Here is a 26,334-nt window from a genome sequence, read left to right as displayed (position 1 = left end):
TCCGCTGTGCCTGCTGGCGGCGGCAGGTCAGGTCTTCGCGTTCTTCCGGGGACATGAAGCCGGGCGTGCCTATGGCTGTGCCGGTTCCGGTCAGCGCGGTGGCGTCCATCGCCCGGGCGATCCCGAAGTCGATGACCCGCGGGCCGTCCGCGGCCAGCAGCACGTTCGACGGCTTGAGATCACGGTGGAGCAGCCTCTCGGCGTGGATGGCCTGCAGCGCCTCGACCAGCCCGGCCGCCAGCGGCCACACCGAGTCGTCCGGCAGCGGCCCGGCCTTGGCCACGGCCAGGGGCGGCCCGGAAACATAGACCGTCGCGATCCACGGCTGATCCTCCTCCGGACCGGCTGCCACCACCGGTGCGGTGAACGCTCCACCGACGGCCCGCGCGGCGGCCACCTCCTGCCGGAAGCGACGCCGGAACTCCGCCTGCCGCGCCAGATGCGGATGCACGACCTTCACCGCCACTGCCCGCCCACCCGGCGACCGGCCCAGAAAAACCTCCCCCATTCCTCCTGCGCCCAGCCGGGCACGCAGCACGAAATCACCCACCCGCACCGGATCTCCAGCCGCCAGCGGCTCCATGGCACCCCTCTCCTACCGGAACCACACCCCACCGACCACCCATTCAACACCTACCCAACCAGCAAATATGAGCGCCCGGTTGGAAACAGAGACGACGACCAGGACCGTGTCCCATGCGGGGCTGTGCCTGGCGGGCACTGCCGCCCGGGGACAGACTGCCGCCGTTGCGCGGAGCACCGCCATGCTGCTGCCCTCCACCCCGGGGTGGTCGCCTCATCTGCCCGACTGGTCCGAGGGATGTGCCGCCCCGCGCGCAGCGGCCCGCGCCCCGGTTACCCTCGCGATCATGAGCTGGCGACGAGCACTGCGTGAGACCGCCCGCTCCGGACTGCGGGTCGAGCGCACCTCGCTCACCCCCTTCCTCGCGATCCGGGGCGCGTGCGGAGTGGCACTGACGGTCGGGCTGGCCCTGTACTTCGGCGGCCCGACCCTCGCCGTCTCCTGTGCCTTCGGCGCCTTCGCCTCCGGCACCGCCACCTTCCAGCGCAGCTGGCGCCCCCGCCCGGTGCTCGCGCTCGGTGCCGCCGCCGGGCTCGCCCTCTCCACCTTCGTCGGCTATCTGTGCGTGCCCTGGGACGCCGCGTTCCTCGCGCTGCTGGCGGTATGGGCGTTCGCCGCGGGCATGGCCTGGGCGACGGGGCCCACCTCCGGGGTCGTCGCCTCGCTGACCGTGGCGGTGATGCTGGTCGCCGTCACCCTGCCCACCTCGGTGCTCGGGGCGCTGGGTCACGCCGCGCTGATCGCGGTGGGCGGACTCGTACAGGCGGCGCTGATCGAGCTCTTCCCGGTACGCCCCTGGGGCGAGCGGCGCGACACGCTCGCCGACGCCCTGGCCGGCGTGGCCGACTACGCGCGCCGCCTGCGGCACGACCCCCGTGCGGCGTTCGACCCCGAGCCGCTGATGGAGGCGCGCGACGCGGCGGCCGTCACCCGGCGGGAGGCGCGCCGCCGTCCGCGCCAGCTCCAGGGCTACCGGGCGCTGGCGGAACGCTTCCGGCCGGTCCTCGCCTCGCTCGCCGACCCGGTGGTCGGCGGCGTCCCGTCCGAAGGGCCCGAACGCGACCGGGTACGGGCGCTGCTGGCGGCGGCGGGCACCGTGCTGGACGCCACGGCACGTGCGATCCGGCGCGGCGAACCGGTCCGCATCCCGGAGGACGCGCTGGCCGTCCTCCAGGTTCCCGAATCCGGCCCGGTGCTCAGCGGCCCGGCCCGCAAGACCGCCATACGGCTGATCGCCCTGACGGACGACACTGTGGAGGCGGCGCAGGAACCGGTCGAGGTGACCCGCTCCTTCCCGATGCCGCGCGCCGTCGGCAGCGGCTGGCAGCGCGTGGACCCGTCGGAGCGCCCACTCCATCTGCACCGTCCCTCCGTGCCGGGCCTGCTGCCGGTCGCCCTGCGTGCGCTGCGGCGTGAACTGCGCTGGTCCTCGCCCATCCTGCGGCACGCGCTCCGGTTGGCCGTCGTCGTCCCGCTGTGCCGTTTCCTCGGTGAGCTGCTTCCGCCGGAGCACGGCTACTGGGTCGCGCTGACCGCCGTGATGGTGCTGCGCCCCGACTTCTCCCAGACCTTCGAACGCGGCGTCGCCCGCTTCGTGGGCACCCTGGCCGGGGTCGTCATCGCGGGCAGCGTGACGGCGCTGACCAGCCCCGGCCCGTATGTGAGCGCCGCCCTCGCCGTCTGCTCCATCGGCATGATGTACCTGCTGATGAGCGCCGGATACATCATCGTCTCCGCCTGCACCGCGGCCTACGTGATCTTCCTGCTGGGCATCGCCGGTTCCGAGTGGGCGCAGACCGTGCCGGAGCGCGTCTGGCTCACCGCGGTCGGCGGCCTGGTGGCGATGCTCAGCTACGCGCTCTTCCCGACCTGGGAGACACCACGGCTGCGCGACCGGCTCGCCGACTGGCTGAACGCGAACGGGCGCTACGCCACCGCCGTGTTCGACGCCTTCGCGTACCCGGAGAACCGGCACCCGCGCCAGGTGCGCGACGCGCTGCTCGACGTACGGGCCTCCCGTACGGCCTGGGACCAGGCGGCCGGGCGCGCCGGCGCCGAGCCGGTCCGGCACCGGGGGGTGAACCGGCGGGCCGCCCGTGACGCGCAGCTGGCACTGGTCACGATGGGGCGGGTGACCATGCTGCTGGAGGCTCATCTGCCGGACCCGAAGGCGAAGCACTCCTCCTCGGCAGCCGAGCCCTCCCTTGCCGCCAAGACCTCCCCCGCCGCCGTGTACGCGCGTGCGCTGGCGGAGTCGATGGGCGCCGCGAGCGAGGCGCTGCGCGCGGGCGCGCCGCTGGACTGGAGCCGGGTCCACGACGCTCTCGAAGCCTGGCAGTCCGCCGAGGACGCCCTCTCGCCGGTCGAACTCCGCGCCGCGGACCTCCTCACCGACGCCCTCGACGAACTCGCCGAGGCACTGGTGCCGTGACCGGCAGGGTCTGCCCGCCAGGGAAGCGTCGTCCGGTGCGTGCGGTCACCGAAGGCGGCCGGAATCCTGGTAGTGGAGCTACCAGGACTTTTGGCCGACCCAGTGAGCATGGGGTCTCCCCAGGCCCCAGGCCCCAGGCCCCAGGCCCCGGCCCCGGGCGTAGGCGTAGGCGGCGGCGGGCGAGACACCCGGTGAACCGGCCGACAACGGCCGCGTACAAGATCCGCCAAGGCCCTGGGGCCTGTCCGGCGGCACGGCGCGATCTCTTGTTCGGCGCCTTCGCCCGCCAGTACGCTGTGCCGCCAGTCACGGCTGTCGCGGAGGCACGCGGATGGGGGAGCCGACGTTCGGTGTGCTGGGACCGCTCCAGGTGCGGGTGAAGGGTGTCCCCGTCCGTATCGGCGGCCCCAAGCCGCGAGCGGCTCTCGCCACGCTGCTGTTGCAGCCCGGGGGGTTCGTCTCGCTCGACGTGCTGACGGAGGTCCTGTGGCCCGGTGGCGCGCCCCGGTCCGCGGTCGCCAACGTCCGCACCTATGTGCGCGCGCTGCGCCGGGAACTGTCGGCGGCGGGCGTCGCCACCGACGGGCTGAGCACCCGGCCCTCGGGTTACGCCTTCGAGGTCGCGCCTCACGACGTCGACATGCTGCTCTTCGAACGGCGGCTGGACGGCGCCCGCGCCGACCGCGACCAGGGCGACAACGCCGCCGCGCTGCGCGGTTACGAATCGGCTCTCGCCCTCTGGCGCGGCAGCGTGCTCCAGGACGTGCCCTCCAGCGTGGTGTGGGATCCGGCGATCACCCGGATCGAGGAGGTGCGGTCGGTCGCCGTCGACGAGTGTCTCGACGTGCGGCTGCGGCTGGGGGATTACGCGCCGCTGGTCGCGGAGCTGCGGTCCCGGCTCACCGAGGACCCGCTGCGGGAGGATCTGTGGCAGATGACCGTGCGCGCGCTGTACAACTCCGGCCGCACGACCGAGGCCCGGTCCGCGTACGCGGCGGCCGAGCGGATTCTCGCCGCCGAGCTCGGCATCGAGCCGAGCGCGCCCCTGCGCGCCATCGGGGAGGAGGTCAACGGGTACGGCCATGTCGGCCGGCGCCGTACGGCGGCCGTTCCGCCGACCTGCCAGCTGCCCATGGACATACCTGACTTCACCGGGCGTGCGGAGGAGATCGCCGTACTCGAACGGCAGTTGTCGGCGGCCGGCCGCCAGCCCGTCGTCGCCGCCCTCTCGGGCCCGCCCGGTTCCGGGAAGTCGACGCTGGCGGTACACGTGGCGCACCGCGTGCGCGACGCCTTTCCCGACGGCCAGCTCTTCGTCGACCTGGGCGGGCTGAGCGATCAGCCGCGGGAGCCGGCCGACGTACTTGCCGAGATGCTGCGCGGGCTCGGCGTCATCGACAACGCGATCCCCGGTGAACTGAGCGAGCGGGCCGCGCTGTTCCGCTCGCGCCTGGCGCAGCGGCGGCTCCTCATCGTCCTCGACGACGCCGCGGGCAGCGCACAGGTACGCCCCCTGCTTCCGGGTACCGGAGGCTCGGCGGTGCTCGTGAGCTCGCGCCGCCGGATGTCCGCACTGCCCGCCTGCCACTGTCCCCTCGGACTGATGAGACGCGACGAGGCCCGCGCACTGCTCGGCACGATCATCGGGCCGGACCGGCTGCGTGCGGGAGGAGCGGACGCCGACCGGGTGCTCGCCGGCTGCGGCTCGCTGCCGCTGGCCGTACGGATCGCGGGCGCCCGGCTGGCCAACCGGCCCGGCTGGACGGTGGGCACCCTTGCCGACTTCCTGCACGACGAGCGCGGACGGCTGGACCAACTCCAGGCCGGCGAGATGGAGGTGCGGGCGAGCGCCGAGCTGAGCTACCGGCATCTGCCGGCGCCCGCGGCCACCGCCTTCCGCGCCTTCGGTCAGCTGACCGGCGAGGCGGTGGCGGGCTGGCACATCGCGGCGGCGATGGGCCGCGCGGACGCCGGAGATGAGCTGGAGACGCTGCTGGACGAGCACCTTGTCGACGTGGTGGGCACCGACGCCCTGGGGCAGCAGCGCTACCGCATGCACGACCTGCTGCGGTGCTACGCGCGTGAACTGGCCGAGACGGACGGGCCCGACGTGCGCCTCCAGCGCCAGCTCCAGGTCACCGACGCACTGATCGCACTCGCCCGCTGCGCGAACTCCGCGATGCCCACGCGATTCCTCGGCGTACAGGCCCCAGGCGGGCCGATGCCGCTGACCGGGCCCGCCGCCACGCTCTCGCACGTGCTGTGCGCCAAGCCCGTGGAGTGGTTCGAGGCCGAACGCCGGGTCCTCGTCGCCGCCGTGGAATCCGCCTTACGTCTCGGCAGGGTCTCCCGGGCCGCCGATCTGGCGATCGAGCTGGCGAGCTTCTTCGACATGCGCGGCTACTACGGCGACTGGCTGCGGACCCATCAGCTCGTACTCGACGCGATGCCTGCTCCGTCCGACGCGCGGGCCGCGGCACTGCTGCGCAACCTCGGCCAGCTCCACCTCTATCAGGACCGGTACGCCGACGCCCTCGCGTCGTTCGACCGGTCCCGCGCGATCTTCGCTGCTCTCGGGCACCTGTCCGGCGAGGCGTTCGCCGCGTTGGGGACCGGGTCCGTGCACCGCATCGCCGACGATCTCGATACCGCGCTGGAGGCGTTCGCCGACGCCCTGCACGGGTTCGGCGAGGTCGGCGACCGGCACGGCGAGGCCGTCGCGTGCAACGCGATCGCCTCCGTCTGGCTGGAGCGGCAGGACCCGGAGGCCGCGGAACCGTGGCTCGACGGTGCGCTGGAGCTCTCCCGTGACCTCGGCGACCGGCACCGGGAGGCGCAGGTACGCCGCCGGATGGCCGTACTGCACGAGCTGCGCGGCGAACCGCAGCTCGCACGGGTGGAGTTGGGGGACGCACTCGGCATCTTCGACGATCTGTCCGACACGCACTGCGCCGCCTACGTGCAGCAGAGCATCGGGGAACTGTGCCTGCGGCAGGGCGACGCGGGGCAGGCCTCGGCACTGCTGGTCGGCGCGCTCGCCGTGCAGCAGCAGCTCGGTGACCGGCGCGCGGAGGCGCGCGTCGCATGCCTGCTGGGGGAACTGCACCACGCGACCGGCCGTCATCAGACCGCCCGTCGCTACTTCCACCGCTCGCTGTCGACGTGGCGCCGGCTCGAGGTCCCCGATCAGGCCGAACTCGTGGGCGCGAAGCTGCGCTCGCTGCGCTGACGTGCGGCGGGGGTCGTACGGGCGGAGCGGGGACGGCTGTGCGCCGTCCCCGCTCCGCCGGCGCCGCATGTCAGCCGCACCTGTTCTTGCTGGTCTGGTAGCGCTTGAGGTAGTCGTACCACCTGACACCCTGGATGACCGAGACGACCACCTGGCCGTTGTGTATCTGCTCGTAGTGCAGGTGCGGGGAGAGGTTGTAGAGCGCGGACGACTTGCCGACCCGGCCCAGCTTCTGGCCCCGGTTGACGCTGTCGCCCCGCTGGACGGCCCGGGTCTTCAGATGCGCGTAGCGCGTCTGCCAGCCGTTTCCGTGCCCGACCACGACGGTGTTGCCGTAGCCGGTGCTCGTGGAGTAGTACGAGGCGATGACCTTGCCGCCCGCGCTGGCGAACACGCGGCGGCCGTAGTCGTCCGTGCTGCCGTCGGCGGCGTAGTGGTTCCAGTCGATGGAATGGCCCGGGCTGTGCCCGTTCCAGTTGCTGCCGAGCCACCTCTGGCCGCATTCGAACGGCATCCTGAAGGCGGGCCGGGTCGCGGCCAGTTCGGACTCCGACGCGGCCTCCTGCGGTGCCGCGACGGCGGCCGGAGCCGCGAAGGCGACGGCGGCGACCGCGCTTATGACAGCAAGAAGCCGACGGGAACGTCTCTGCATGGTCTTCCCCTTTGTCCTCGGTGACCAGCCGATTCAAAGGGGCGGGCATACAAAGCGGATACAAACCCCGTCCGGGGAGCCGCGCCAGGCGCGAAAGGGCACTTCAGTGCAGGAGTTTGTCCGGGGTGATCGGGAGATCGCGGACGCGCAGGCCCGTGGCGTTGTGCACGGCGTTGACGATCGCGGCGGGGCAGCCCACGATGCCGATCTCGCCGATGCCCCGCGCGCCCATCGGGTTGGTGTGCGGGTCGTCCTCGTCCAGCCAGTGGGCCTCGATACCGAGCGCGTCGGCGTGGGTGGCGATGTGATAGCCCGCGAAGTCGTGGTTGACCACATGGCCCGTGCGGTGGTCCAGGACGCTGTGTTCGTGCAGCGCCATGGAAAGCCCCATCGTCATGCCGCCGATGAACTGCGACCGTGCCGTGACCGGATTGATGATCCGGCCGACGGAGAACACCCCGAGCAGGCGGGGCACCCGGATCTCGCCGGTGTCGGCGTCCACCCGGACCTCCGCGAACTGCGCGCCGAAGGAGTGCACCGCGAAGCGCTTGGTGTCGGGGTGTGCTTCCGCGCCGCCGTGCGCCTCCGCGCCGGGCTGTGGGCGCTCTCCGTGCGCGGCACGGAAGGCATGGGCCGCGGCCACCACGGTGGCACCCCAGGCAGCGGTGCCCGCGGAGCCTCCCGCGACGGTGGCCATGGGCAGCCGGGTGTCGCCGAGTTCCACCGTCACGGAAGCGGCGGGGCACTCCAGCGCGTCGGCGGCGATCTGGGTGAGCACGGTACGGGAGCCGGTGCCGATGTCGGCCGCGCCGATTGCCACGTTCCAGTGGCCCTCCCCGTCGTACCGGACGCGGGCCCGTGACCCCTGGGGCGCGTAGTAGGGGTAGGTGGAGGCGGCGACCCCCAGTCCCACCAGCTCGTCGCCCTCACGGCGGGCACCGGGGGCGGGGTTGCGGTGCTGCCAGCCGAAGTGGCGGGCGCCCTCGGCCAGACAGCGCACCAGATGGCGGCCGGACCACGGTTTGCCCGTCTCGGGATCGGCCGACGGGTCGTTGCGCACCCGCAGTTCGATCGGGTCCAGTCCGGCGGCCTCGGCGAGTTCGTCCATCGCCACTTCCAGGGCGAAGATCCCGGGGGCTTCGCCCGGCGCCCGCATCCAGGACGGCACCGGCACGTCGAGGGCGGCGAGCCGGTGTGTCGTACGCCGGTGCGGTGCGGCGTACATCATCCGGGTGCCGCAGGCGGTCTGCTCGGCGAACTCCTTGACCGTCGAGGTGCGTTCGACGACCTCGTGCGCGACGGCGTCCAGCCGCCCGGCCACGTCGGCACCCAGCCGCACCCGCTGGATGGTGGGCGTGCGGTGCCCGGTGAGGGAGAACATCTGCTGCCGGGTCACCGCGAGTTTGACGATACGGCCGGGCACCGCCCGGGCGCACAGCGCGGCCAGCACATCGTGTGCGTGCGGCATCCCCTTCGAGCCGAAGCCGCCGCCCACGTGCGGGGACACCACCCGCAGCTGGTCCGGCACCAGCCCGAACATCGGTGCCAGCGTCTTCCGTACGCTGTGCGCGCCCTGGGTGGAGGCGTAGAGGGTGAGCCGCACCGGCGCCTCGGGGGAGGCTCCGGCAACGGACCCGGCGGAGGCTTCGTCATCGGGGGCCTCGTCGTCGGACGTGTGCCAGACGGCCACCGTCGTGTGCGGCTCCATCGGGTTGTTGTGTTCCATCGGCGTGGTGTACGTGCGGTCGACCTTCACCATGGCGGCGGCCATCGCCTTGTCGACGTCTCCCTCGTCGGTGTCCGTCTCGAACGACGGGTTGACGTGCTCCGGCGCGTAGAGCCCCGGATGGTCGGCGAGCAGCTCGGTGTCGTGCGGCTCCTGCGCGTAGTCGACGGACACCAGGGCGGCCGCGTGCCGTGCGGTCTCCGGCGTGTCGGCGAGTACGGCGCCGATGAACTGGCCCCGGAAGGCGACGCGGTCGGACTGGAGGACCGCAAGCTCCCGGTCCCCGGTGTCCGCTAGCCGTGCGGCGCTGCGGTGGGTGAGCACGGCCAGCACGCCCTCGACCGCGTTGGCCCGCTCGGTGTCGATCGCGTCCACCCGGCCGCGGGCGATGTCGGCCTGGAGCGGGTGCACGTACACCGGTTCGCCGTACGGATGGCCGGGGGGCGGCTGCTCGTACGCGTACCGGGCGCTCCCGGTCACCTTCTCCGGGCCGTCCACGCGGGGCAGCGCCGCGCCGATGGCCAGTGGCCGGGTACCGGCGGTCATCGGTCCTCCTCCGTGCGGTCGGTGCGGACCCGCTCCGCGCCGTTCACGAGCCCCCGCAGTACGGAGACGAGCGTGTTGCGGGCCATCGGCACCTTGAACGCGTTGCCGTCGCGTGGGCGGGCGGCGGCCAGTTCGACGTCGGCCGCGTGCCGGAAGCTCTCCTCGGTGGCGGGTGCGCCGCGCAGCGCCTCCTCGGCGAGTCTCGCCCGCCAGGGCTTGTGCGCGAGCCCGCCGAAGGCGAGCCGGATCTCCCGTACCGTGCCGCCTTCCAGTTCGAGCGCCGCGGCGACGGAGACCAGCGCGAAGGCGTACGAGGCGCGGTCCCGCACCTTCCGGTAGGCGGAGCGGCGGGCGAAGGGCAGCTGCGGCAGCTCGACGGCCGTGATCAGCTCGCCGTGCTCCAGCACGGTGTCCCGGTGGGGCGCGTCGCCGGGCAGCCGGTGGAAGCCGGCCAGCGGCAGGGTGCGCTCGCCGCCGGGGCCGAGCGTGACGACGGCGGCGTCCAGCACGAGCATCGCCACCGCCATGTCGGACGGGTGTGTCGCGATGCAGTGCTCGGAGGCGCCCAGGACGGCGTGGTCACGGTTGTACCCGCCGATCGCCGCGCAGCCGCTCCCCGGCTCACGCTTGTTGCAGGCGGTGGTGAGGTCCTGGAAATAGGGGCAGCGGGTGCGCTGGAGCAGATTGCCGCCGACTGTCGCGGTGTTGCGCAGCTGCGGGGAGGCGCCGGCGAGCAGCGCACGGGAGAGCACCGGGCAGTTGCGGCGTACCCACGGGTGGGCGGCGAGGTCGCTGTTCCGTACGGTGGCGCCGATCCGCAGTCCGCCGCCTGCCGTCTCGGTCACGCGGTCGAGAGGGAGCCGGGAGACGTCGACGAGCATCCGGGGCTCGGTGATGCCGAGCTTCATGTGGTCCACCAGGTTGGTGCCGCCGCCCAGGAAGGCGGCGCCCTCGTGGTCGATGACGGTGGCCACGGCTTCGGCCGGGTTGCCCGGTCGCCGGTAGTCGAAGGGGATCATGCGGTCACCCCGGTGGCGCCGTGGTCGCGCAGGGCGGCGAGGATGTTGACGTACGCGCCGCAGCGGCAGAGGTTGCCGCTCATCCGCTCCCGGATCTCCGCGTCGTCCAGGACGACGGGCGCCGTCGTGCGGCGCGCGCCGTCCGGCCCGCCGGGTGCGCCGGGTCCGCCGCCGGGGCCGTCCCGGCCGCCCGCGTCCGCCAGTTCGGGGGTCGCATGGCTGGGGTGCCCCGAGGCCGCCTCCGCGAGCATGCCGATCGCCGAGCAGATCTGACCGGGGGTGCAGTAGCCGCACTGCAGCGCGTCGTTCTCGAGGAACGCCCGCTGCACCGGGTGCGGCTCGCCGTCGTAGCTCGCCAACCCGGCCGCGGTGACGACTTCGGCCCCGTCCTGCGCGACCGCGAAGGTGAGGCAGCTGAGGGTGCGCCTGCCGTCCAGCAGCACCGTGCAGGCCCCGCACTGGCCGTGGTCGCAGCCCTTCTTCGGGGCGGTCACCGACAGCCTGTCGCGCAGGGCGTCCAGCAGGGTGACGCGGGTGTCGAGGGTCAGCGGCCGTTCGTCGCCGTCGACGTGCAGGGTGATCCGGGCATCCATCGTCGCCTCCCAGCGGGCTCGCGCCCGGGCGGCTCTGGGCCCGGCCGTCGGCGCTTCGAGTACCACGCACCGTGTGGCGCACACGGCATCGGTGGCGCGCGCTCGGCGCACACGGCGGTTCGCGTCACGCGGGGTGGACATTACCGACAAAACGCCGATCCGGCGGGATCGCGCGCCCTTACGCGTGTCGCCCCCAGGCACTTCGCCCCGGTCACTTCCAGGGGATGTTGAGCCAGGGACTGTCCGGGTCAGTGGTCAGGATGTGATGCGCGGCGACCATGTCCTCGTACCAGCTGCCGAACTCCTCCTCGTCGAAGTGGAGGCAGCGCCCGAGGATGTAGCCGACGGAGAACTCCTCCCAGGAGTCGTACGTCGACTGGCTCACCCGGCTGGTACGGATCACGGCCTGCTCGGCCTCCGCGACATCGCAGAAGCGGCAGGCCAGCCCCCACCGCGCCATGCCGGAGGCGCGGCCGAAGTCCCAGGAGAGGACGGAGCGCACGGTGTGGCCGTCGGGAAGCAGGCCGTCGGCGCGGAAACGGGACTCGTAGCGCTGGATCTGGCCGATGATCCGCTGGATCTCCTCGACCTCCCGGTCGGCGTCGGCCGCCGGTTTCGCCGAGGTGTCCACGGGGACACCCGAGTGGACGTCGGCCGGGGTGTCCGCCGGGGCGTCCACGGCTGTGTCCGGGACAGCGTCCCAGGTGCGCGCGGACCCCTCGACGTGCTGCCGCGCCAGCTGCCCGGCCAGCTCCCGCCACTGCGCCACGTCCACGCCGCCCCCGGCCCCCATTCCCGGCGCCGCGCCGGGGCCCGGCCCGGCTTCCGCCGCGCGCCGCAGCGATTCGCGCACCCGGAGTACGAACTCCCAGCGCGCATCCACCATGTCGCCGTGCAGCAGCCGCTCCTGGTACTCGAACCAGGTGGCCCGGCCGGTGACGCCCCACCACTTCTCCAGACGGCTCTTCTCCGTGTCGTAGCCCAGGCCGTGCCCGAGCATGTTCCAGAACTCGCCGTTGTTCACGTACATCAGCGCCGTGCACGCGAGCCCGTGCGCCACCGGGCCCTGCAGCGCGCCCGACCACAGGGTGCGGAGCTGGTGGTGCCCGTGGTCCTCGACCCGGTCGGCGTGCTGCTGCCAGACCGCACGGTGGGCTGCGGTCGTGGCGAAGTGCGCCTCACAGGGGGTGCCGGGATTGATGGCGGCCCAGGCGGTGTCATCGGGCCACTCCCGGGCGAACCAGCCCAGCGAGGAGTGGAAGAACACCGGGTCGGGGGCGGGCGGGGGCAGTACCCCGGACGTCAGCAGGACGTAGCCGTGGCCGCCGCTGACCGGATCGTGGAAGGAGGTGAAGCGGACCTTCCCCGGGTTGCTGTCCAGATACCCCCGCGGGGCCGCGTGGTAGAGCTCGGTACCTGCAAGGATGTCGAAGTACGCGGGCCAGTCCTCACGCATCTTGGCCTCGTACAGCCCATGTTCGATCTCGGTCGGGGCCTGCCAGTCGGGATAGCCTCTCGGTCTCCCGGCGTCCGGACCGTCTGAGCCCCCCGGCGCGTTCCACATCCCCATAGTTGAGAACTCTACAAACGGAAGTCCGCCGCGTGGAGTACAGGGCGGTCCGGAGCCGGTTCTGACATTCCCCTGACAGGCTGGGACGTATGCTCCCGCGTGATGATGCGGCGTACGGCAATCGGCTCGGGAACCGGGGTGCTCCTGGCACTCGCCCTGCTGGCCTGGGTGCTCACGGACCCCGACGGCGGCGACGGGCCCGCCGGCTGCGGCGGCCTACGGGCCACCGGCTGGCAGCCCGACGAGCGGATGACGGGGGAGTTCGCCCGCTACGGCGACGACAACCTCCGCAGCGACGACTGGACCGGCGGTGACGGCACCCGCTCGGTGCGGCTCCCCGACGGGCGCACGCTCTGGCTCTCCGCCGACACCTTCCTCGACCAGGTCCACCCCGGCGCCCGGCGCGTCCCGCAGCCGTCCTGGGTGCGCAACTCGGCGCTGGTCATGTCGCCCGGCGGACGGATGGAGCGGACCCTGCTCGGCGAGCCGGGCGCGGACGGCCGTCCCGGCGCGCTCTTCCCCGGCACCGCCGACGCGGACGGCGGCGAAGTGTGGCGCTGGCCCGCCCAGGCCGTGGTGGAGCCCCGTTCTCCGGGCTCCGGCGAGCAGGTCGTCCGCGTCCTGCTCTGGCAGCGAGAGGAGGGGGCGCCGCCCTGGGTGTTCGGAGTGCCACGGGCCACCGAGGTGGCCACGCTCTCGCTGCCCGGCCTCGAGCTGGAGAGCATCGACCCGCTGCACCGTCCGGACCCGGCCACCGCCCCCGAGACCCGGGTGCTCTACGGCACCTCCGCCGTACGCGAGGGCCGCTGGACGTACGTCTTCGGGGCCGACGAGCGCGGCGTGCGGGGCGGCCGAGCCTCCCGCGCCCACGTCGCCCGCGCACCCGAGGGCCGTCTGGCGGACGCCTCCGCCTGGCGGTACTGGAACGGCTCCGGCTGGGCCGCGGAACCAGGGGCAGCCGCCGCCATGGACTTCGGCGAGCACCCGGACAGTGCGACGAACACCTACTCCGTGGCCCGCCGCGGCGACAGCTGGCTGCTGCTGACCATGGACGCGGGCGGACCGGACGGCAAGCCCTCGGCAACCGCCGTCACCTACTGGGCCTGCGACCCGGCCGGGCCCTGGCACGGGCCGCACCGGGCGGCGGAGCCACCGCTCCCGCCCGGCGGCGCGGAGGCCGGGGCGATGCCCTACAACCCTCAGTGGCACGCGGAGTTCGGCGGCGACGGAAGCCTGCTGGCGGGCTACGACGTGAACGTCACACAGGACACCGCGGCGATTCAGCGCGACGTCGCCCTCTACCGCCCGCGCTTCCTCCGGCTCACCCTGCGCGCTGTCCCGTGACGACCTGCACCGGGCCGTAACCCCTGGCGGGCGCCCTGAGGCCGTGGGATAGGGTTCGGCGCGTCGATTTTGCGAGACCTTGGTGTGCGGGGGCGTTGTCGTGGTACTGGTCATGGTATTCGGTGTGGCACTGCTTGTGGCGGTGCTCCTGTCCGGGCTCGCCGCCCGGTCGGTGCTCTCCACCTCTCTGCTGTTCCTGGCCGGTGGCGCGCTGGTCAGCGACGGCTTTCTCGGGCTGATCCACATCTCGCCCGAGAGCGACATCGTGCGAGTGACCGCCGACCTCGCCCTCTTCGCGGTGCTGTTCACCGACGGCATGCACGTCGCCTTCCCCGAGCTGCGCCAGCGGTGGAAGAACCCGGCCCGCGCCCTGGGGCTGGGCATGCCACTCGCCTTCCTGGGGATCGCGCTGCTCGCGCACTTCCTCGTCGGCCTGGACTGGACGACCTCGTTCCTGGTGGGAGCCGTGCTGTCGCCCACCGACCCGGTGTTCGCCTCGGCGATCGTCGGCCGCAAGGAGGTCCCCGCGCGGCTCCGCCAGCTGCTCAACATCGAGAGCGGCGTGAACGACGGGCTGGCGCTGCCGTTCGTCCTCGTGCTCATCGCAGCCGCCGGACCGAGCGGGCACGCCGAGGACGCCTCCCTGGACACCATCGCCACCGAGCTGACCCTCGGGCTGGCCTTCGGGGTCGCGCTGCCGCTGCTCGTCAGTTTCCTGGTCCGCTTCCGGCTGCTGGGGGCGGAGCCCAAGCTCCAGCCGCTGATGCCGCTGGCCATCGGCGTCTCCCTCTACGCGCTCTGCCACCTCACGCACGCCAACCCCTACCTCGCGGCGTTCAGCGCGGGAGCCGTACTCGCCTCGGTGTCGCCGCAGGCGAAGCAGGCATTCGAACCGCTGGGGGAGTCCCTGGCCGAGCTGGCGAAGTTCGCGGCGCTGCTGGTGTTCGGCGCGCTGCTGACGCCGTCCCTCTTCGGCGACCTCTCCATCGGGGGTTACGCGGTCGCCGTACTCGCGATCCTGCTGATCCGCCCGGCCTCGATGCTGCTTTCCCTGGTGGGTACGGAGTTCGACCGGCGCGAGAAGCTGACCGCCGCCTGGTTCGGGCCGAAGGGCTTCGCCTCCGTGGTGTACGGGCTGCTGGTGCTGCAAGCCGGCATCCCGGAGGGCGAGGAGGCGTTCACGCTGATAGCCGTGACCATCGCCTTCTCCATCGTCGCGCACAGCAGCACGGATGTGCCGGTCGCGCGGGTCTTCGATGTGGAGGAACTGGTCGGGATCCCCGACGACGGCGTCGGACCGCGGCTGCCGCTGGGCAACCGCGGCCGGCGCGACGCGGACGGAAAGCAGGCGGCCGCGGAGAAGGCCGAGGACTAAGGGCTGTCCCGTGATCCCTGGCGGGCGCACGACGACAGCTGCGGCACCTCGCTGCGTTGCCGGAACGCCCGGACACGCCCGGTATGAGGACGCCCCTCCGCCTTGCGAAGCACCGCATCTGACGCCGCGCGCTGATCCACCAGGGATCACGGGAGGGCCCTCAGGTACTCCGCCGGGGTACTCCGTCCGGGCCCGTAGGCGGAGAGCTCGCGAGCCCGAACCGCCCCGAGGGCCCGGACGCCCGCGACCCGCGACCCGCGACCCTGAGTGTCCGGGTCAGTCCTCGGGAGTGCCGCCGCCGCGCGCCGAGGAGTCACCCTTGCCGAGCTGCTCCAGCCGGGCACGCATCTCGGCGCGCCGCCGGGCCTCGGCCGGGCGCGCCGACAGGTCCTCTTCCTGGTCGATGTCCGCGACCCCGTCCAGGTCCTCGTCCCGCGTCTCGGCCTCCCACAGCTGCCGGTACTTCGCGTCCCGGACCTTCAGCAGCAGGCAGGCGGCCACCGCCGAGATCAGCGAACCGATCAGCACGGCCGCCTTCACATGCTCGATCGTCCCCTCGTCCGTGAAGGCCAGCTCCGTGACGAGCAGGGAGACCGTGAAGCCGATACCGGCAAGCATCGAGACACCCGCCACATCCGACCAGGAGAGGTCCGGATTGAGCTGCGCCCGGGTGAAGCGCGCCGCCAGATAGGTGCCGCCGAAGACGCCGATGATCTTCCCCAGCACCAGCCCGGCCGCCACCCCCAGCGCCTCGGGCTGCTTGACCGCCTCGCCGAGTGCCGAACCGGAGACGCTCACGCCCGCGGCGAACAGTGCGAACACCGGCACGGCGAAGCCCGCCGACAGCGGCCGGATCAGGTGCTCGATGTGCTCGGCGGGCGAGACCTCCTCCGCGTCGTTGCCTTCCGCGTCCTTGCGCAGATGGACCCGCAGCAGCATGCCCATGGCCACACCGGCGACGGTCGCGTGCACCCCGCTGTTGTACATCAGCGCCCAGATGACCAGGGCCAGCGGCACGTACACGTACCAGCCGCGTATCCGCAGCTTGTGGTGCATGACCCAGAACAGCGCCAGACCGGCGACGGCACCGGCGAAGGCGTACCAGTTCAGGGAAGAGGTGTAGAAGACGGCGATGACGAGAATGGCGCCCAGATCGTCAACGATCGCCAGAGTCAGCAGGAACGCCCGGATTCCGGACGGCAGGTTCGTCCCGATCACGGCGAGCACGCCGAGCGCGAAGGCGATGTCCGTGGCCATCGGCACGGCCCAGCCGTCCATCTGTCCGTTGCCGGGGATGTTGACCGCGACGTAGAAGAGCGCGGGCACCACCATGCCGCAGACCGCCGCGATCACCGGCAGGGCAGCGGCGGCCGGTTTGCGCAGCTCACCGACCAGCAGCTCGCGTTTCAGCTCGATGCCGGCGACGAAGAAGAAGATCGTGAGGATGCCGTCCGAGGCCCAGTGGCCCATCGAGAGATCGAGGCCGAGGGCGGGGATGCCGAAGTGGTGGTCACTGACCGACTGGTAGGTGTCGCTGAGCGGTGTGTTCGCCAGGATCAGGGCGACCACTGCCGCGCCCAGCAGCATCATGCCCCCGAGGGTCTCCGTCCGCAGGGCGTCGCCGAGCTTGCGCCGCTCGGAGGGGGAGGGCAACCCGAAGAGTGAGGTCTGCTCGTCTGGTTTGGACGTCATGAAGGGACTCCGGGGGTAGGCGGGCAGGACGGAGCGACTGCCGACCAGACTTCCCGGCTCCCCTTTTTGTGATCTTGGAGTTGTTCTTACACCGTACCCCGGACCTGCGGTGAGGTGGCAAGCGGAAAGGTGCCTGCCGTTTGCGCCGAGTCCCGCGCTCAGCCCGCTGTCGGGGCAGGTGAGGCCGTAGGGTAAGCGCGGAACGCGCCCGCCAGGAGCGGGTGACAGCAGAACCGGGAGACGGATGAGCACAGGGCAGCAGGACCCGATACCTCGCAGCTTTCTCGGCGAATATCCCAAGCTCCTCTCCGAGGTCTCCGAGACCGGTCGCCTGCCGCGCCGGGAGGAGCTCGAAGCGCTGCGCAGCCTCGGTGAGCTGTCCGCCGAGGGCGGCCACGGCCTGCGCCATGTCGTCAGCCTGTTCGTGGGCGAGACCCGGCGGCTGTGGGGCACTCTTCCCGGCATCGCCAGGACGGCCGACGCCGTCGAGCGCGCCCGTACGGGGGACGCGCTGCTCGCCGTCCTCGACGCCGCGGTCTCCGCGATCGGCGAGGGGCACGAGCGGGCGCAGCGGCTCGCGATGCGGCAGGAGGAGGGGAAGCGCCGGGAGTTCATCGACGACCTGCTCTACGGCCGCAGCGATCTCGGGCGGCTTGCCGAGCGCGCGCAGCGCTTCGGGCTCCAGCTCGCCCAGGCCCACGCGGTGGCCGTCGCGGTGGCCGAGGAGGCGTACGACGACGTGCATCCGACGGTCCGCCGCATCCAGCGCGAGCTGCTGGGGCGCTTCGGTGAGCGTGATGTGCTGCTCTCCACCAAGGAGGGCAGGCTCGTCTGCATCGCCGCCAGCAACGAACGCACGATGGTGGACGCCTTCGCCGCCCTCGCCGAGAAGCCGGGCCTCGGCTATCCGGCGGCCGTGCGGGTGGCGATCGGGCGTGAGCACAGTGGTGCGGGCGGTGTCGTGCGAAGTTACGAGGAGGCGCTCGGGGCGCTCGACCTCGCCGAGCGGCTCGGGCTGGACTCGGTCCGGCTGAACGCCTCCGAACTGCTGGTCTTCCCGGTGCTGCTGCGCGACCGTGAGGCGATGGGCGACCTCGTACGGACGGTGCTCGAACCGCTCACGGAGGCACGCGGCGGTGCCGTACCCCTGTTGGAGACCCTCGCCGAGTGCGCGGCGGCCGGGTATGTGAACGCGGAGGCGGCGCGTCGGCTGGGCGTGAGTGTGCGGACGCTTTCCTACCGGCTGGAGCGGATCCGGCTGCTTACGGGGTATGACCCTGGAGACGCGCTGCACCGGTACACCCTGGAGACGGCTGCCATGGGCGCCCGACTGCTGGGCTGGCCGCAGAGCGATATCTGACTTTCGGGTCGTGTGACCCATCTTGGTTCCACCCTGATCCGGACGTAAACACACCATAAAGATTGCCGGATTCTGGCAATGCGCGCCGACAACGGTGCGTGGCAGAGTTGAGGCACACCGCAACAGGTACGGGGGGCGGCGGATGAGTGAGTTCCTGCGTGCAGCGCTGGAGTTCCCCGCTGTGCTGTTCAGCTTCGCACTGGTCGCGGTGGTGGCCTACTGGCTGTTTGTGCTGGTGGCCGGCGTGGGTGCCGATGCCCCCGACGGGGGTGAGGGCATCGGCACGTCCGCGTCGGGTGCCGGTTCGGCCGGTGGGTCAGGACTGTTCGGGCTGGGAGGAGTGGCACCGTCGATCGTGGTGTCACTGCTCGTGGCGATTGCCTGGTTCCAGACTTTGGCGGCCACGGTCCTGCTGGACGACGACGTGCTGCGCATCGCCGCGGTGCCGGTGGCGCTGTTCGTGTCGGTGCTGGTCACCCGAGTGCTGGTACGGCCGCTGCGGGTGCTGGCGCTGCCCGAAGAGGGCATCACCCACCGTGAGTTCGTGGGCCGGGTGTGTGTGGTCCGGACCGGGCGGGTGGGAACCGACTTCGGTCAGGCGGAAGTCACAGCTGATGACGGCTCCGCCGCGCTGGTGCAGGTGCGCACCGAGGACGCCGCCGACGCACGACGCCTCACCTCGGGCAGCCGTGCACTGATCTTCGACTATGACGCAGAGGGCGGGTTCTTCCGGGTCATGCCTTGTGACCCCGCGCTCGACCCGGGCTTGCCGCCCGGCTGACAAAGGAACCGATGCCATGGGAACCATCTCCATAGGGCTGGGCGTGTTGATCGCTGTCGGCCTGATCCTCGCCCTCTGCGTGATCCTCCTCGCCTTCAAGCTCTTCCGTAAGGTCCCGCAGGGCAAGGCCCTGATCGTCTCCCGGACGCGCAAGGTCGACGTCACCTTCACCGGCTCCGTGGTGCTGCCGGTGCTGCACCGGGCCGAGGTCATGGACATCTCGGTGAAGACGATGGAGATCGGCCGCACCGGGCGTGAGGGCCTGATCTGTCAGGACAACATCCGTGCGGACATCCGCATCTCGTTCTTCGTGCGCGTCAACAAGACGACGGAGGACGTCATCAAGGTCGCCCAGGCGATCGGCACCGAGCGCGCCAGCGACCGGGAGACGCTGCAGGAGCTGTTCAACGCGAAGTTCTCCGAGGCGCTGAAGACCGTCGGCAAGCAGCTCGACTTCGCCGACCTCTACACCAAGCGCGACGAGTTCAGGGACCGGATCATCGCCGTCATCGGCACCGACCTGAACGGCTACAGCCTCGAGGACGCGGCGATCGACTACCTGGAGCAGACGCCGCTCGCCCAGTTGGACCGCGACAACATCCTGGACGCCCAGGGCATCCGGAAGATCACCGAACTCACCACCGCCGAGCACATCCGCACCAACGAGTGGGAGCGCAACGAGGAGAAGGAGATCACCCGGCAGAACGTCGACGCACGGGAAGCCGTCCTGGAGATGGAGCGGCGTCAGGCGGACGCCGAGATCAAGCAGCAGCGCGAGATCGACACGGTGCGTGCCCGCGAGGAGGCCGAGACCTCCCGGGTGCAGGCCGAGGAGCGCCTGCGTGCCCAGAGCGCGCACATCAAGACCGACGAGCAGCTCGGCGTGCAGAACCAGAACCGCGAGCGCGAGATCTCCGTCGCCCAGCTGAACCGCGAGCGGGTCATCGCGATCGAGCACGAGCGGATCGAGAAGGACCGTCTGCTGGAGGTCATCGGCCGGGACCGGGAGACCGAACTGCGCCGCATCGCCGCCGACAAGGAGGTCGAGGCGGAGAAGCGGGACATCGCGGACGTCGTGCGGGAGCGCATCGCCGTCGAGAAGACCGTCGCGCAGCAGGAGGAGGAGATCAAGAAGCTGCGTTCCGTCGAGGAGGCGGAGCGCGAGCGGCAGACCCTCATCATCAGGGCCGAGGCGGAGGCCCAGGAGCGGCTCGTCAAGGACATCAAGGCGGCCGAGGCGGCCGAGGAGGCGGCCGAGCACCACGCCGCCGAGCAGGTGACCATGGCCGAGGCGCGGCGCAAGACGGCCGACATGGACGCGCAGTCCGCCATCCGGCTGGCCGAGGGCAAGCGGGCCGACACGGCCGCCGCCGGACTCGCCGAGGCCGAGGTCGAGGAGCGGATGGCCGACGCGCTGGCCAGGCGCCGCGAGGTGGAGGCCGAGGCCGCGAAGGCGATGGGCCTCGTCGAGGCCGAGGTCGAGGAGCGGATGGCCACGGCCACGGCCAGGCGCCGTGAGGTGGAGGCCGAGGCCACCAAGACCATGGGCCTCGCCGAGGCGACCGCCGAGCGCGAGAAGCTCAAGGCGGAGGCCGACGGCATCAACGAGAAGGCCACCGCGATGGCCAGGCTGGACGAGGCGAGCCGGCAGCACGAGGAGTACCGGCTGCGGCTGGACGCGGAGAAGGACATCCGCCTCGCGGGCATCGACGTGCACCGCAAGATCGCCGAATCGCACGCCACGCTCATCGCGACCGGACTGGAGAACGCGAAGATCGACATCGTCGGCGGCGACAGCGTCTTCTTCGACAAGCTGATCGGTGCGATCTCGACGGGCAAGGGCGTCGACGCCTTCGTCGGCAACAGCGAGTCCGTGCAGGCGATGGCCGGGCCGTGGCTGGGCCGGGACGGCGAGGCCTCCAGCTTCACCCAGGACCTGACCGGCATGCTGGGCGGGCTGGGCGCCGGCGGACTCCGTGATCTGACACTCGCGGGGCTGCTGACCCGGCTCATCGCCACCCAGGGTCCGAACACCTCGGAGCTGAGCGCGCTGCTGGACACCGTGCGGGGCACGGCGGCGGCAGACACGCCGCTCGCCGCGCTGGCCGGCGGGGCCGCGGGCCCGGTCGGCCCGACGGTGAACGGCGCGAAGCACCTGTAGGGCCTGTCCGGTGGATCTTCTCGGGCCCGCGACGCCCGGCACGCACGCTCGCTGCGTTGTCGGAGTCGCCCGAGTACGCCCAGTACGAGAGCGATCCTCCGCCTTGCGAGCGCACGCACCGGACGCCGCCGGCTGATCCTCCAAGATCCGCCGGACAGGCCCTGGGGCCTACGGCGGCCGGTCCGTCCTCCATCGCCGGGCGGGCTGGGGAAACCAGCCCGTCCGGCGATTGAGGAAGAAGCGGGAACAAGGAGTGGGAAACGCATGGTGACGGGGACGCCGGAGACCGCTGGGGACGGGGCCGGGCTGGAGGCGGGCACCTACGAGGTGCTGCGGCAGCGGATGACGGCCGCCGCCGGAGATCTGACGGCACGGGCGGAGGAGCTCAACGCCCGGCGGGTCGAGACCTTCGGCGGCAGCGAGCTGGAACTCACGGGCTCGGACCGCATCCGAACCGGGCACGACTGCGTGCCCCGTGACATCGTGCAGGTCGGCGGCGTGCTGCTGATGGGCTGCAACAGCCCCGTCGGGCCGGGGAAGGGCACCGGCGCGGGCGAGGGCGGCACCGCCGACGTCGCCGGGGTCGGCGACGTGTTCTCGCTGCACCGCTGCACCGGCGGCCACTTCGAGGCCGCCCCCGAGGACGCGGTGCCCGGCCTCCTGGACGACCCCCGCTTCCGGCGGGACTTCGCCGAGCTCTACCGCTACTTCCGCGCCGCCCGGCTGCTCTGGCTGCGCCGTACCGGCTCGCTCCTGCTGGCCGTCTTCCGCACGAGCGAGCAGCTTGCCGACATCCGGGTGCTGCGCTGGCGCATCGGACCGGACGGCACCCCGGAGTATCTGGACGCCAAGGGCGAGCGCGACCACGTGCTGCCGGGGCCGTACGACTTCGAGTGGACGGAGACCGGGCGCGGGCAGCATGTGCCCGGACGGTTCCCGCACATCTCCGTCGAGGACACCCTCTTCGTCTCCGTCCACGGCGGCGCGCTCACCCTCAAGACCGGGAACAACACCGACACGGCCTCCGGCGGCATCCACTCGGAGCCCGTGCAGGAGCAGTTGCAGTCGTTGGGCGATGCGGAGCTCGCCTACGCCAGGGTCGGGCCTCTGGTGCTGCTCCGCGTCCTGCCGTACAAGGAGCCGGAGCACCGCTACCTGGTCTACAACGAGCGGACCGGCGAGGTCGTACGCCTCGACGGCATCGGCCAGGCGTGCCGGCGGCTGCCCGAGGACCAGGGCATCGTCTTCCCCGGCGGCTACTACGTCACGACCGCGCCCGCGGGCGCCGCCGCGAAGACCTTCGACACCGACACCACGGACCTGGTGTTCGAGGCGGCCGTACGCTCCCCGAACGGCGAGGACGTCCTCTACGCCTTCCGGGCTCCGGCCGACGGCCGCATACTGCTGCTGCCCTACAACCTGATCCGCAAGCAGGTCGCCACCCCCATCGCCGCGTACGGGCACGCGCTCTTCGAGGACGGCACGATGGCCGTCCTGCGGCAGCCGGGCGACGAGGCCACCCGGGTGCACCCGGCGCAGGTGTGGCGTACCCCCTATGTGAGCGACAGCCATGCCGCCGCGCAGCCGCCCGGCACCGGGCCGCTTGCCCGGATCGGCAACGCGGAGCTGGTCCGGGCCGTCTCCGACTGCCTCTCCGTGGCCCGGATGGCGGACGGCATGGCACCCGGCGGCGTGGTGTTCGAGGCGATCGTCTCCGCCTGCGCGCGGGTCACCGATCTCTACCACTGGCTCCCGGCGGACGGTCTCGGCGGTCTTGACGGGCCGGTCGCCACGCTCCGGGAGACGGCCGGGCAGGTCATCGCCGAGTTCGCGCGGGTCGAGGAGCTGCGCGTCCAGGCGGACAGCGCCCTGGACACCGCCGAACGCGAGGTCACCGCCCTGGTCCGGCGGGCACGTGGCGAAGCGCCCGACGGTGCCTCCGGCTGGGTCGCCCTGCTGACCGCACTGCGCCGTGCCCAGGGCAGCACCGAGTCACTGCGCGAGCTGCGGTACGCCGACACCGAGCGGGTGGACGCGCTGGCGGCGGAACTGACCGCCTCCCTGGACGCCACCGGGCGCCGGGCGGTGACCGAACTGTCCCGCGAGGACGCCTTCGCGGGCACCCTGGGCGAGATCAACGAGCTGGCCGAGCGTGCCGGCGCGCTCGCCACCGTCGCGGAGGCGGTGGCACTCGGCGAGCAGATCGACGAACAGGCCGACAGCCTGCGGATCGTCACCGATGTGGTCGGCGGCCTGGAGATCCCGGACGCGACGGTGCGCACCGGCCTGCTGGAGCGCCTCGGCGAGGTGATGGGCGCGGTCAACCGGGCCCGCGCCGTGCTGGACGGCCGCCGCCGGGAACTGCTCGAATCCGAGGGCCGCGCGGAGTTCGCGGCCGAATCCGCACTGCTGGGGCAGGCGGTGGCGGGGGCGCTCGCCGCCTCCGGCACCCCGGAGGAGTGCGACGAGCAACTGGGGCGGCTGCTGCTGCACCTGGAGAACCTGGAGACGCGCTTCGGCTCCTTCGACGACTTCCTCCAGCGGCTGACCGAGCAGCGCGAGGAGATCTACGAGACCTTCTCGGCGCGCAAGCAGGCCCAGCTCGACGAGCGCGCCCGGCACGCCGAGAAGCTGGCCGACTCCGCCGAACGCCTGCTGGGCACGGTGGCACGCCGCTCGCAGACACTCGCCGACCTGGACGGGATCAACGCGTTCTTCGCCAGCGACCCGCTGGTGGTGAAGGTCCGTACGACCGCGGAGGAGCTGCGTCAACTCGGCGACCAGGTCCGCGGCGAGGAACTCGAAGGGCGGCTGAAGGCAGCCCGGCAGGAGGCCGCCCGCGCCCTGCGGGACCGGGCGGACCTGTTCGACGCCGCGGGCACCGTACGGCTGGGGCGGCACCGCTTCGGCGTCAACACGCAGCCGGTGGGCCTGGCCCTGGTACCGCACGACGGGGCGCTCGCCTTCTCCGTGACGGGCACGGACTACCGGTCGCCGGTGGACGAGGCCGAGTTCGCGCACACCCGGGCCTTCTGGGACCAGCCGCTTGCCTCGGAGTCGCCCGAGGTCTACCGGGCGGAACACCTGGCCGCCACGGTGCTGGCCGGGCTGGCGGCAGGCGAAGCGGGGCCGGCGGCGGGCAGTGCCCGGCCGGACGCCCAGGATCACGAAGGGCTGCTGGCGCTGGTCCGCAGCGCCGCCGAGTCCGCCTACGACGAGGGCTACGACCGCGGCGTCCACGACCACGACGCGGCCCGCATCCTGGGCGCGCTGCTGCGGCTGCTGGAGGGCGCGGAGCTGCTCCGCTTCGCCCCCGAAGTCCGGGCCGTGGCCCAGCTGTTCTGGGCGTACGGGGCGGACGAAGCGGCCCGTACGGCGCTGACCACGCGTGCGCGTTCGCTCGGGCGGGCACGGGCGGCGTTCGGGCGGACGGCGGAGACCGACCGGTTCGAGGCGGAACTGGCCGCGGTCATCGGCGCCTTCCTGCCCACCCTGGGGCTGGACCATCCCGGCGGCGCTCCGTCCGGCGACGGCACGGCGGGCCACCCGCGGCGACGTGCCGCTGACGCGGACTCGCGCGCCTCCGCCGCCTACCTCTTCGAGGAACTCGCCGCCCCGGAGGGCCCCCGCTTCGTTACCGGCGCGGGCGCCCGCGAACTGCTCGCCGACTTCCAGACCGCCCTCGGCGGCACCGACTCGCCCGGGGTGAAGGCGTTCGCCCAGGATCTGATCTCACTCGGTGAAGACCTCCCGGCCCGGCACCAGCTGGTCAGTGCCTGGCTCGGCTCCTACCTCGGCACCCACGGCGGGCCACGCCCCGAACTCCAGGAGGCCGCCGCGATCGAGCTGTGCGGAGACTCCCTGCCGCGCCGCGAACTGGACGCCCCGCTGCACCGCGAGGTCTCCGGCCTGCTCGGCGCCCACCCCCGGGTGCGCGGCGGCGAACTCCCGCTGCGACTTGACGAGTTCCTGACCCGCACCGAGGAGTTCCGCACCACCCGCGTCCCGGCGCACCGCGCGTACACCCGGCAGCGCAACGCCCTGCTCGCCGCGGAGCGCGACCGGCTGCGGCTGGACGCGTACGAGGCACGCGTCATGTCCTCGTTCGTACGCAACCGGCTCATCGACGAGGTGTATCTGCCGCTCATCGGGGACAACCTCGCCAAGCAGCTCGGCACCGCGGGCGAGGACCGCCGCACCGACAGCCAGGGCCTGCTGCTGCTCCTGTCGCCGCCCGGCTATGGCAAGACCACCCTGATGGAGTACGTCGCCTCCCGGCTCGGCCTCGTCTTCGTCAAGGTCGACGGCCCGGCCCTGGGCCACCGCACGGTCTCCCTGGACCCGGCCGCCGCTCCGGACTCGGCCGCCCGCCGCGAGGTGGAGAAGATCAACTTCGCGCTGGAGATGGGCAACAACGTCTTCCTCCACCTCGACGACATCCAGCACACCTCACCGGAGCTGCTCCAGAAGTTCATCCCGCTCTGCGACACCCAGCGCCGGATCGACGGCGCCGAGGGCACGTACGACCTGCGGGGCAAGCGGTTCGCCGTCTGCATGGCGGGCAATCCGTTCACCGAGTCGGGCAGCCGCTTCCGCATCCCGGACATGCTCGCCAACCGCGCGGACGTGTGGAACCTCGGCGAGGTCCTCAGCGGCAAGGGCGAACTCTTCGGGCTCAGCCACATCGAGAACGCACTGACCTCCAACCCGGTACTGGCGCCGCTGGCGACCCGCGAGCGCGGCGACATCGACCTGCTGGTGCGGCTGGCACGCGGCGACTCCGGCGCACAGGCCGACCGGCTCAGCCACCGCTACCCCGCCGCCGAGCTCGAGCAGATCCTCTCCGTGCTGCGCAAACTGCTGTACATACGGGAGACGGTGCTCGCGGTCAACACCGCCTACATCGCCTCCGCCACCCAGGACCAGGCTGCCCGCAGCGAGCCGCCCTTCCTGCTGCAGGGCTCCTACCGCAACACCAACAAGCTCGCCGAGCGCATCGTCCCGGTCATGAACGAGGCGGAGCTGGAAGCGGTGCTGGACGACCACTACCTGGCCGAGGCACAGACCCTGACGACGGGGGCTGAGGCAAACCTGCTCAAACTGGCGGAGCTGCGCGGCCGGATGACGGAGGGTCAGCGGGCGCGGTGGGCTCAGATCAAGGAGTCCTGTCGTTCCGCGTGACCCGGCTGGCCCGGCTGCGCTGGACACTCCGTCGCCGGGGCGGTTGCGCGCTGTCCCGCAGGCCCCCTGTTGCCTCTTCGCAACTCATCCG

General features: G+C 72.2%; 14 protein-coding genes and 1 pseudogene. 8 read left to right on the top strand and 7 right to left on the bottom strand.

Annotated elements, in window-relative coordinates; genetic code table 11:
- Nucleotides 1–34: 34 nt before the first annotated feature.
- Nucleotides 35–583: pseudogene (locus LHJ74_RS14115) on the bottom strand (serine/threonine-protein kinase); the annotation flags it as partial.
- A 286-nt stretch (nt 584–869) separates the two neighbouring features.
- Here LHJ74_RS14115 and LHJ74_RS14110 point away from each other — a divergent pair.
- Together LHJ74_RS14110 and LHJ74_RS14105 are read left to right on the top strand one after the other, a co-directional pair.
- On the top strand, nt 870–3,014 hold the full coding sequence (locus LHJ74_RS14110; RefSeq protein WP_260218352.1) for an FUSC family protein: 2,145 nt from the start codon (nt 870–872) through the stop codon (nt 3,012–3,014).
- 331 nt (nt 3,015–3,345) lie between these two features.
- Entirely contained in the window at nt 3,346–6,243 is a 2,898-nt protein-coding gene (locus tag LHJ74_RS14105) for an AfsR/SARP family transcriptional regulator (RefSeq protein ID WP_260218351.1), read from the top strand.
- Nucleotides 6,244–6,313: 70 nt separating this feature from the next.
- Here LHJ74_RS14105 and LHJ74_RS14100 read toward each other — a convergent pair whose 3' ends face one another.
- From LHJ74_RS14100 to LHJ74_RS14080, 5 genes are all read right to left on the bottom strand, one after another.
- Complete coding sequence (locus LHJ74_RS14100; RefSeq protein ID WP_260218350.1) at nt 6,314–6,895, bottom strand: M23 family metallopeptidase; 582 nt, start codon at nt 6,893–6,895, stop codon at nt 6,314–6,316.
- Between the two features lie 103 nt (nt 6,896–6,998).
- Entirely contained in the window at nt 6,999–9,167 is a 2,169-nt protein-coding gene (locus tag LHJ74_RS14095) for a xanthine dehydrogenase family protein molybdopterin-binding subunit (protein ID WP_260218349.1), read from the bottom strand.
- Nucleotides 9,164–10,186, bottom strand: a complete 1,023-nt coding sequence (locus LHJ74_RS14090; RefSeq protein ID WP_260218348.1) for an FAD binding domain-containing protein — start codon at nt 10,184–10,186, stop codon at nt 9,164–9,166. Before LHJ74_RS14090 ends, LHJ74_RS14095 begins: the two co-directional genes overlap by 4 nt.
- Nucleotides 10,183–10,779 (bottom strand): (2Fe-2S)-binding protein, encoded by a 597-nt coding sequence (locus LHJ74_RS14085; RefSeq protein ID WP_260218347.1) that lies wholly within the window; start codon nt 10,777–10,779, stop codon nt 10,183–10,185. The genes LHJ74_RS14090 and LHJ74_RS14085 overlap by 4 nt, the downstream gene beginning before the upstream one ends.
- 211 nt (nt 10,780–10,990) lie before the next feature.
- Nucleotides 10,991–12,349, bottom strand: coding sequence for a DUF1266 domain-containing protein (locus tag LHJ74_RS14080; protein ID WP_260218346.1), 1,359 nt, complete (start codon nt 12,347–12,349; stop codon nt 10,991–10,993).
- Between the two features lie 102 nt (nt 12,350–12,451).
- Between LHJ74_RS14080 and LHJ74_RS14075 the strand changes: the two genes are divergently transcribed.
- Both LHJ74_RS14075 and LHJ74_RS14070 read left to right on the top strand, forming a co-directional pair.
- On the top strand, nt 12,452–13,693 hold the full coding sequence (locus LHJ74_RS14075) for a DUF5005 domain-containing protein (protein ID WP_260218345.1): 1,242 nt from the start codon (nt 12,452–12,454) through the stop codon (nt 13,691–13,693).
- 100 nt (nt 13,694–13,793) lie between these two features.
- Nucleotides 13,794–15,068, top strand: coding sequence for a cation:proton antiporter (locus tag LHJ74_RS14070; protein ID WP_260218344.1), 1,275 nt, complete (start codon nt 13,794–13,796; stop codon nt 15,066–15,068).
- 276 nt (nt 15,069–15,344) lie between these two features.
- On the opposite strand, the gene nhaA is transcribed toward LHJ74_RS14070, so the two are convergent.
- Nucleotides 15,345–16,760 carry a Na+/H+ antiporter NhaA gene (gene nhaA / locus LHJ74_RS14065; protein ID WP_260218343.1) on the bottom strand — a complete coding sequence of 472 codons (1,416 nt, stop codon included), beginning with the start codon at nt 16,758–16,760 and terminating at the stop codon, nt 15,345–15,347.
- A 244-nt stretch (nt 16,761–17,004) separates the two neighbouring features.
- On the opposite strand from nhaA, the gene LHJ74_RS14060 reads away from it, so the two are divergent.
- From LHJ74_RS14060 to LHJ74_RS14045, 4 genes are all read left to right on the top strand, one after another.
- On the top strand, nt 17,005–18,120 hold the full coding sequence (locus tag LHJ74_RS14060) for a PucR family transcriptional regulator (protein WP_260218342.1): 1,116 nt from the start codon (nt 17,005–17,007) through the stop codon (nt 18,118–18,120).
- A 142-nt stretch (nt 18,121–18,262) separates the two neighbouring features.
- Nucleotides 18,263–18,901: a DUF1449 domain-containing protein gene (locus LHJ74_RS14055; RefSeq protein ID WP_260218341.1), complete on the top strand. Its 639-nt coding sequence runs from the start codon at nt 18,263–18,265 to the stop codon at nt 18,899–18,901.
- A 16-nt stretch (nt 18,902–18,917) separates the two neighbouring features.
- Complete coding sequence (locus tag LHJ74_RS14050) at nt 18,918–21,062, top strand: flotillin family protein (protein WP_260218340.1); 2,145 nt, start codon at nt 18,918–18,920, stop codon at nt 21,060–21,062.
- Nucleotides 21,063–21,326: 264 nt separating this feature from the next.
- Nucleotides 21,327–26,243 (top strand): DNA repair ATPase, encoded by a 4,917-nt coding sequence (locus LHJ74_RS14045; protein ID WP_260218339.1) that lies wholly within the window; start codon nt 21,327–21,329, stop codon nt 26,241–26,243.
- Nucleotides 26,244–26,334: the final 91 nt, after the last annotated feature.

The sequence above is a fragment of the Streptomyces gossypii genome (assembly GCF_025165795.1).
GTDB classification, from domain to species: Bacteria; Actinomycetota; Actinomycetes; order Streptomycetales; family Streptomycetaceae; genus Streptomyces; species Streptomyces gossypii.
The sequence above is the reverse complement of the archived record's forward strand: the minus strand, read 5'-3'. Positions and strand labels throughout refer to the sequence as shown.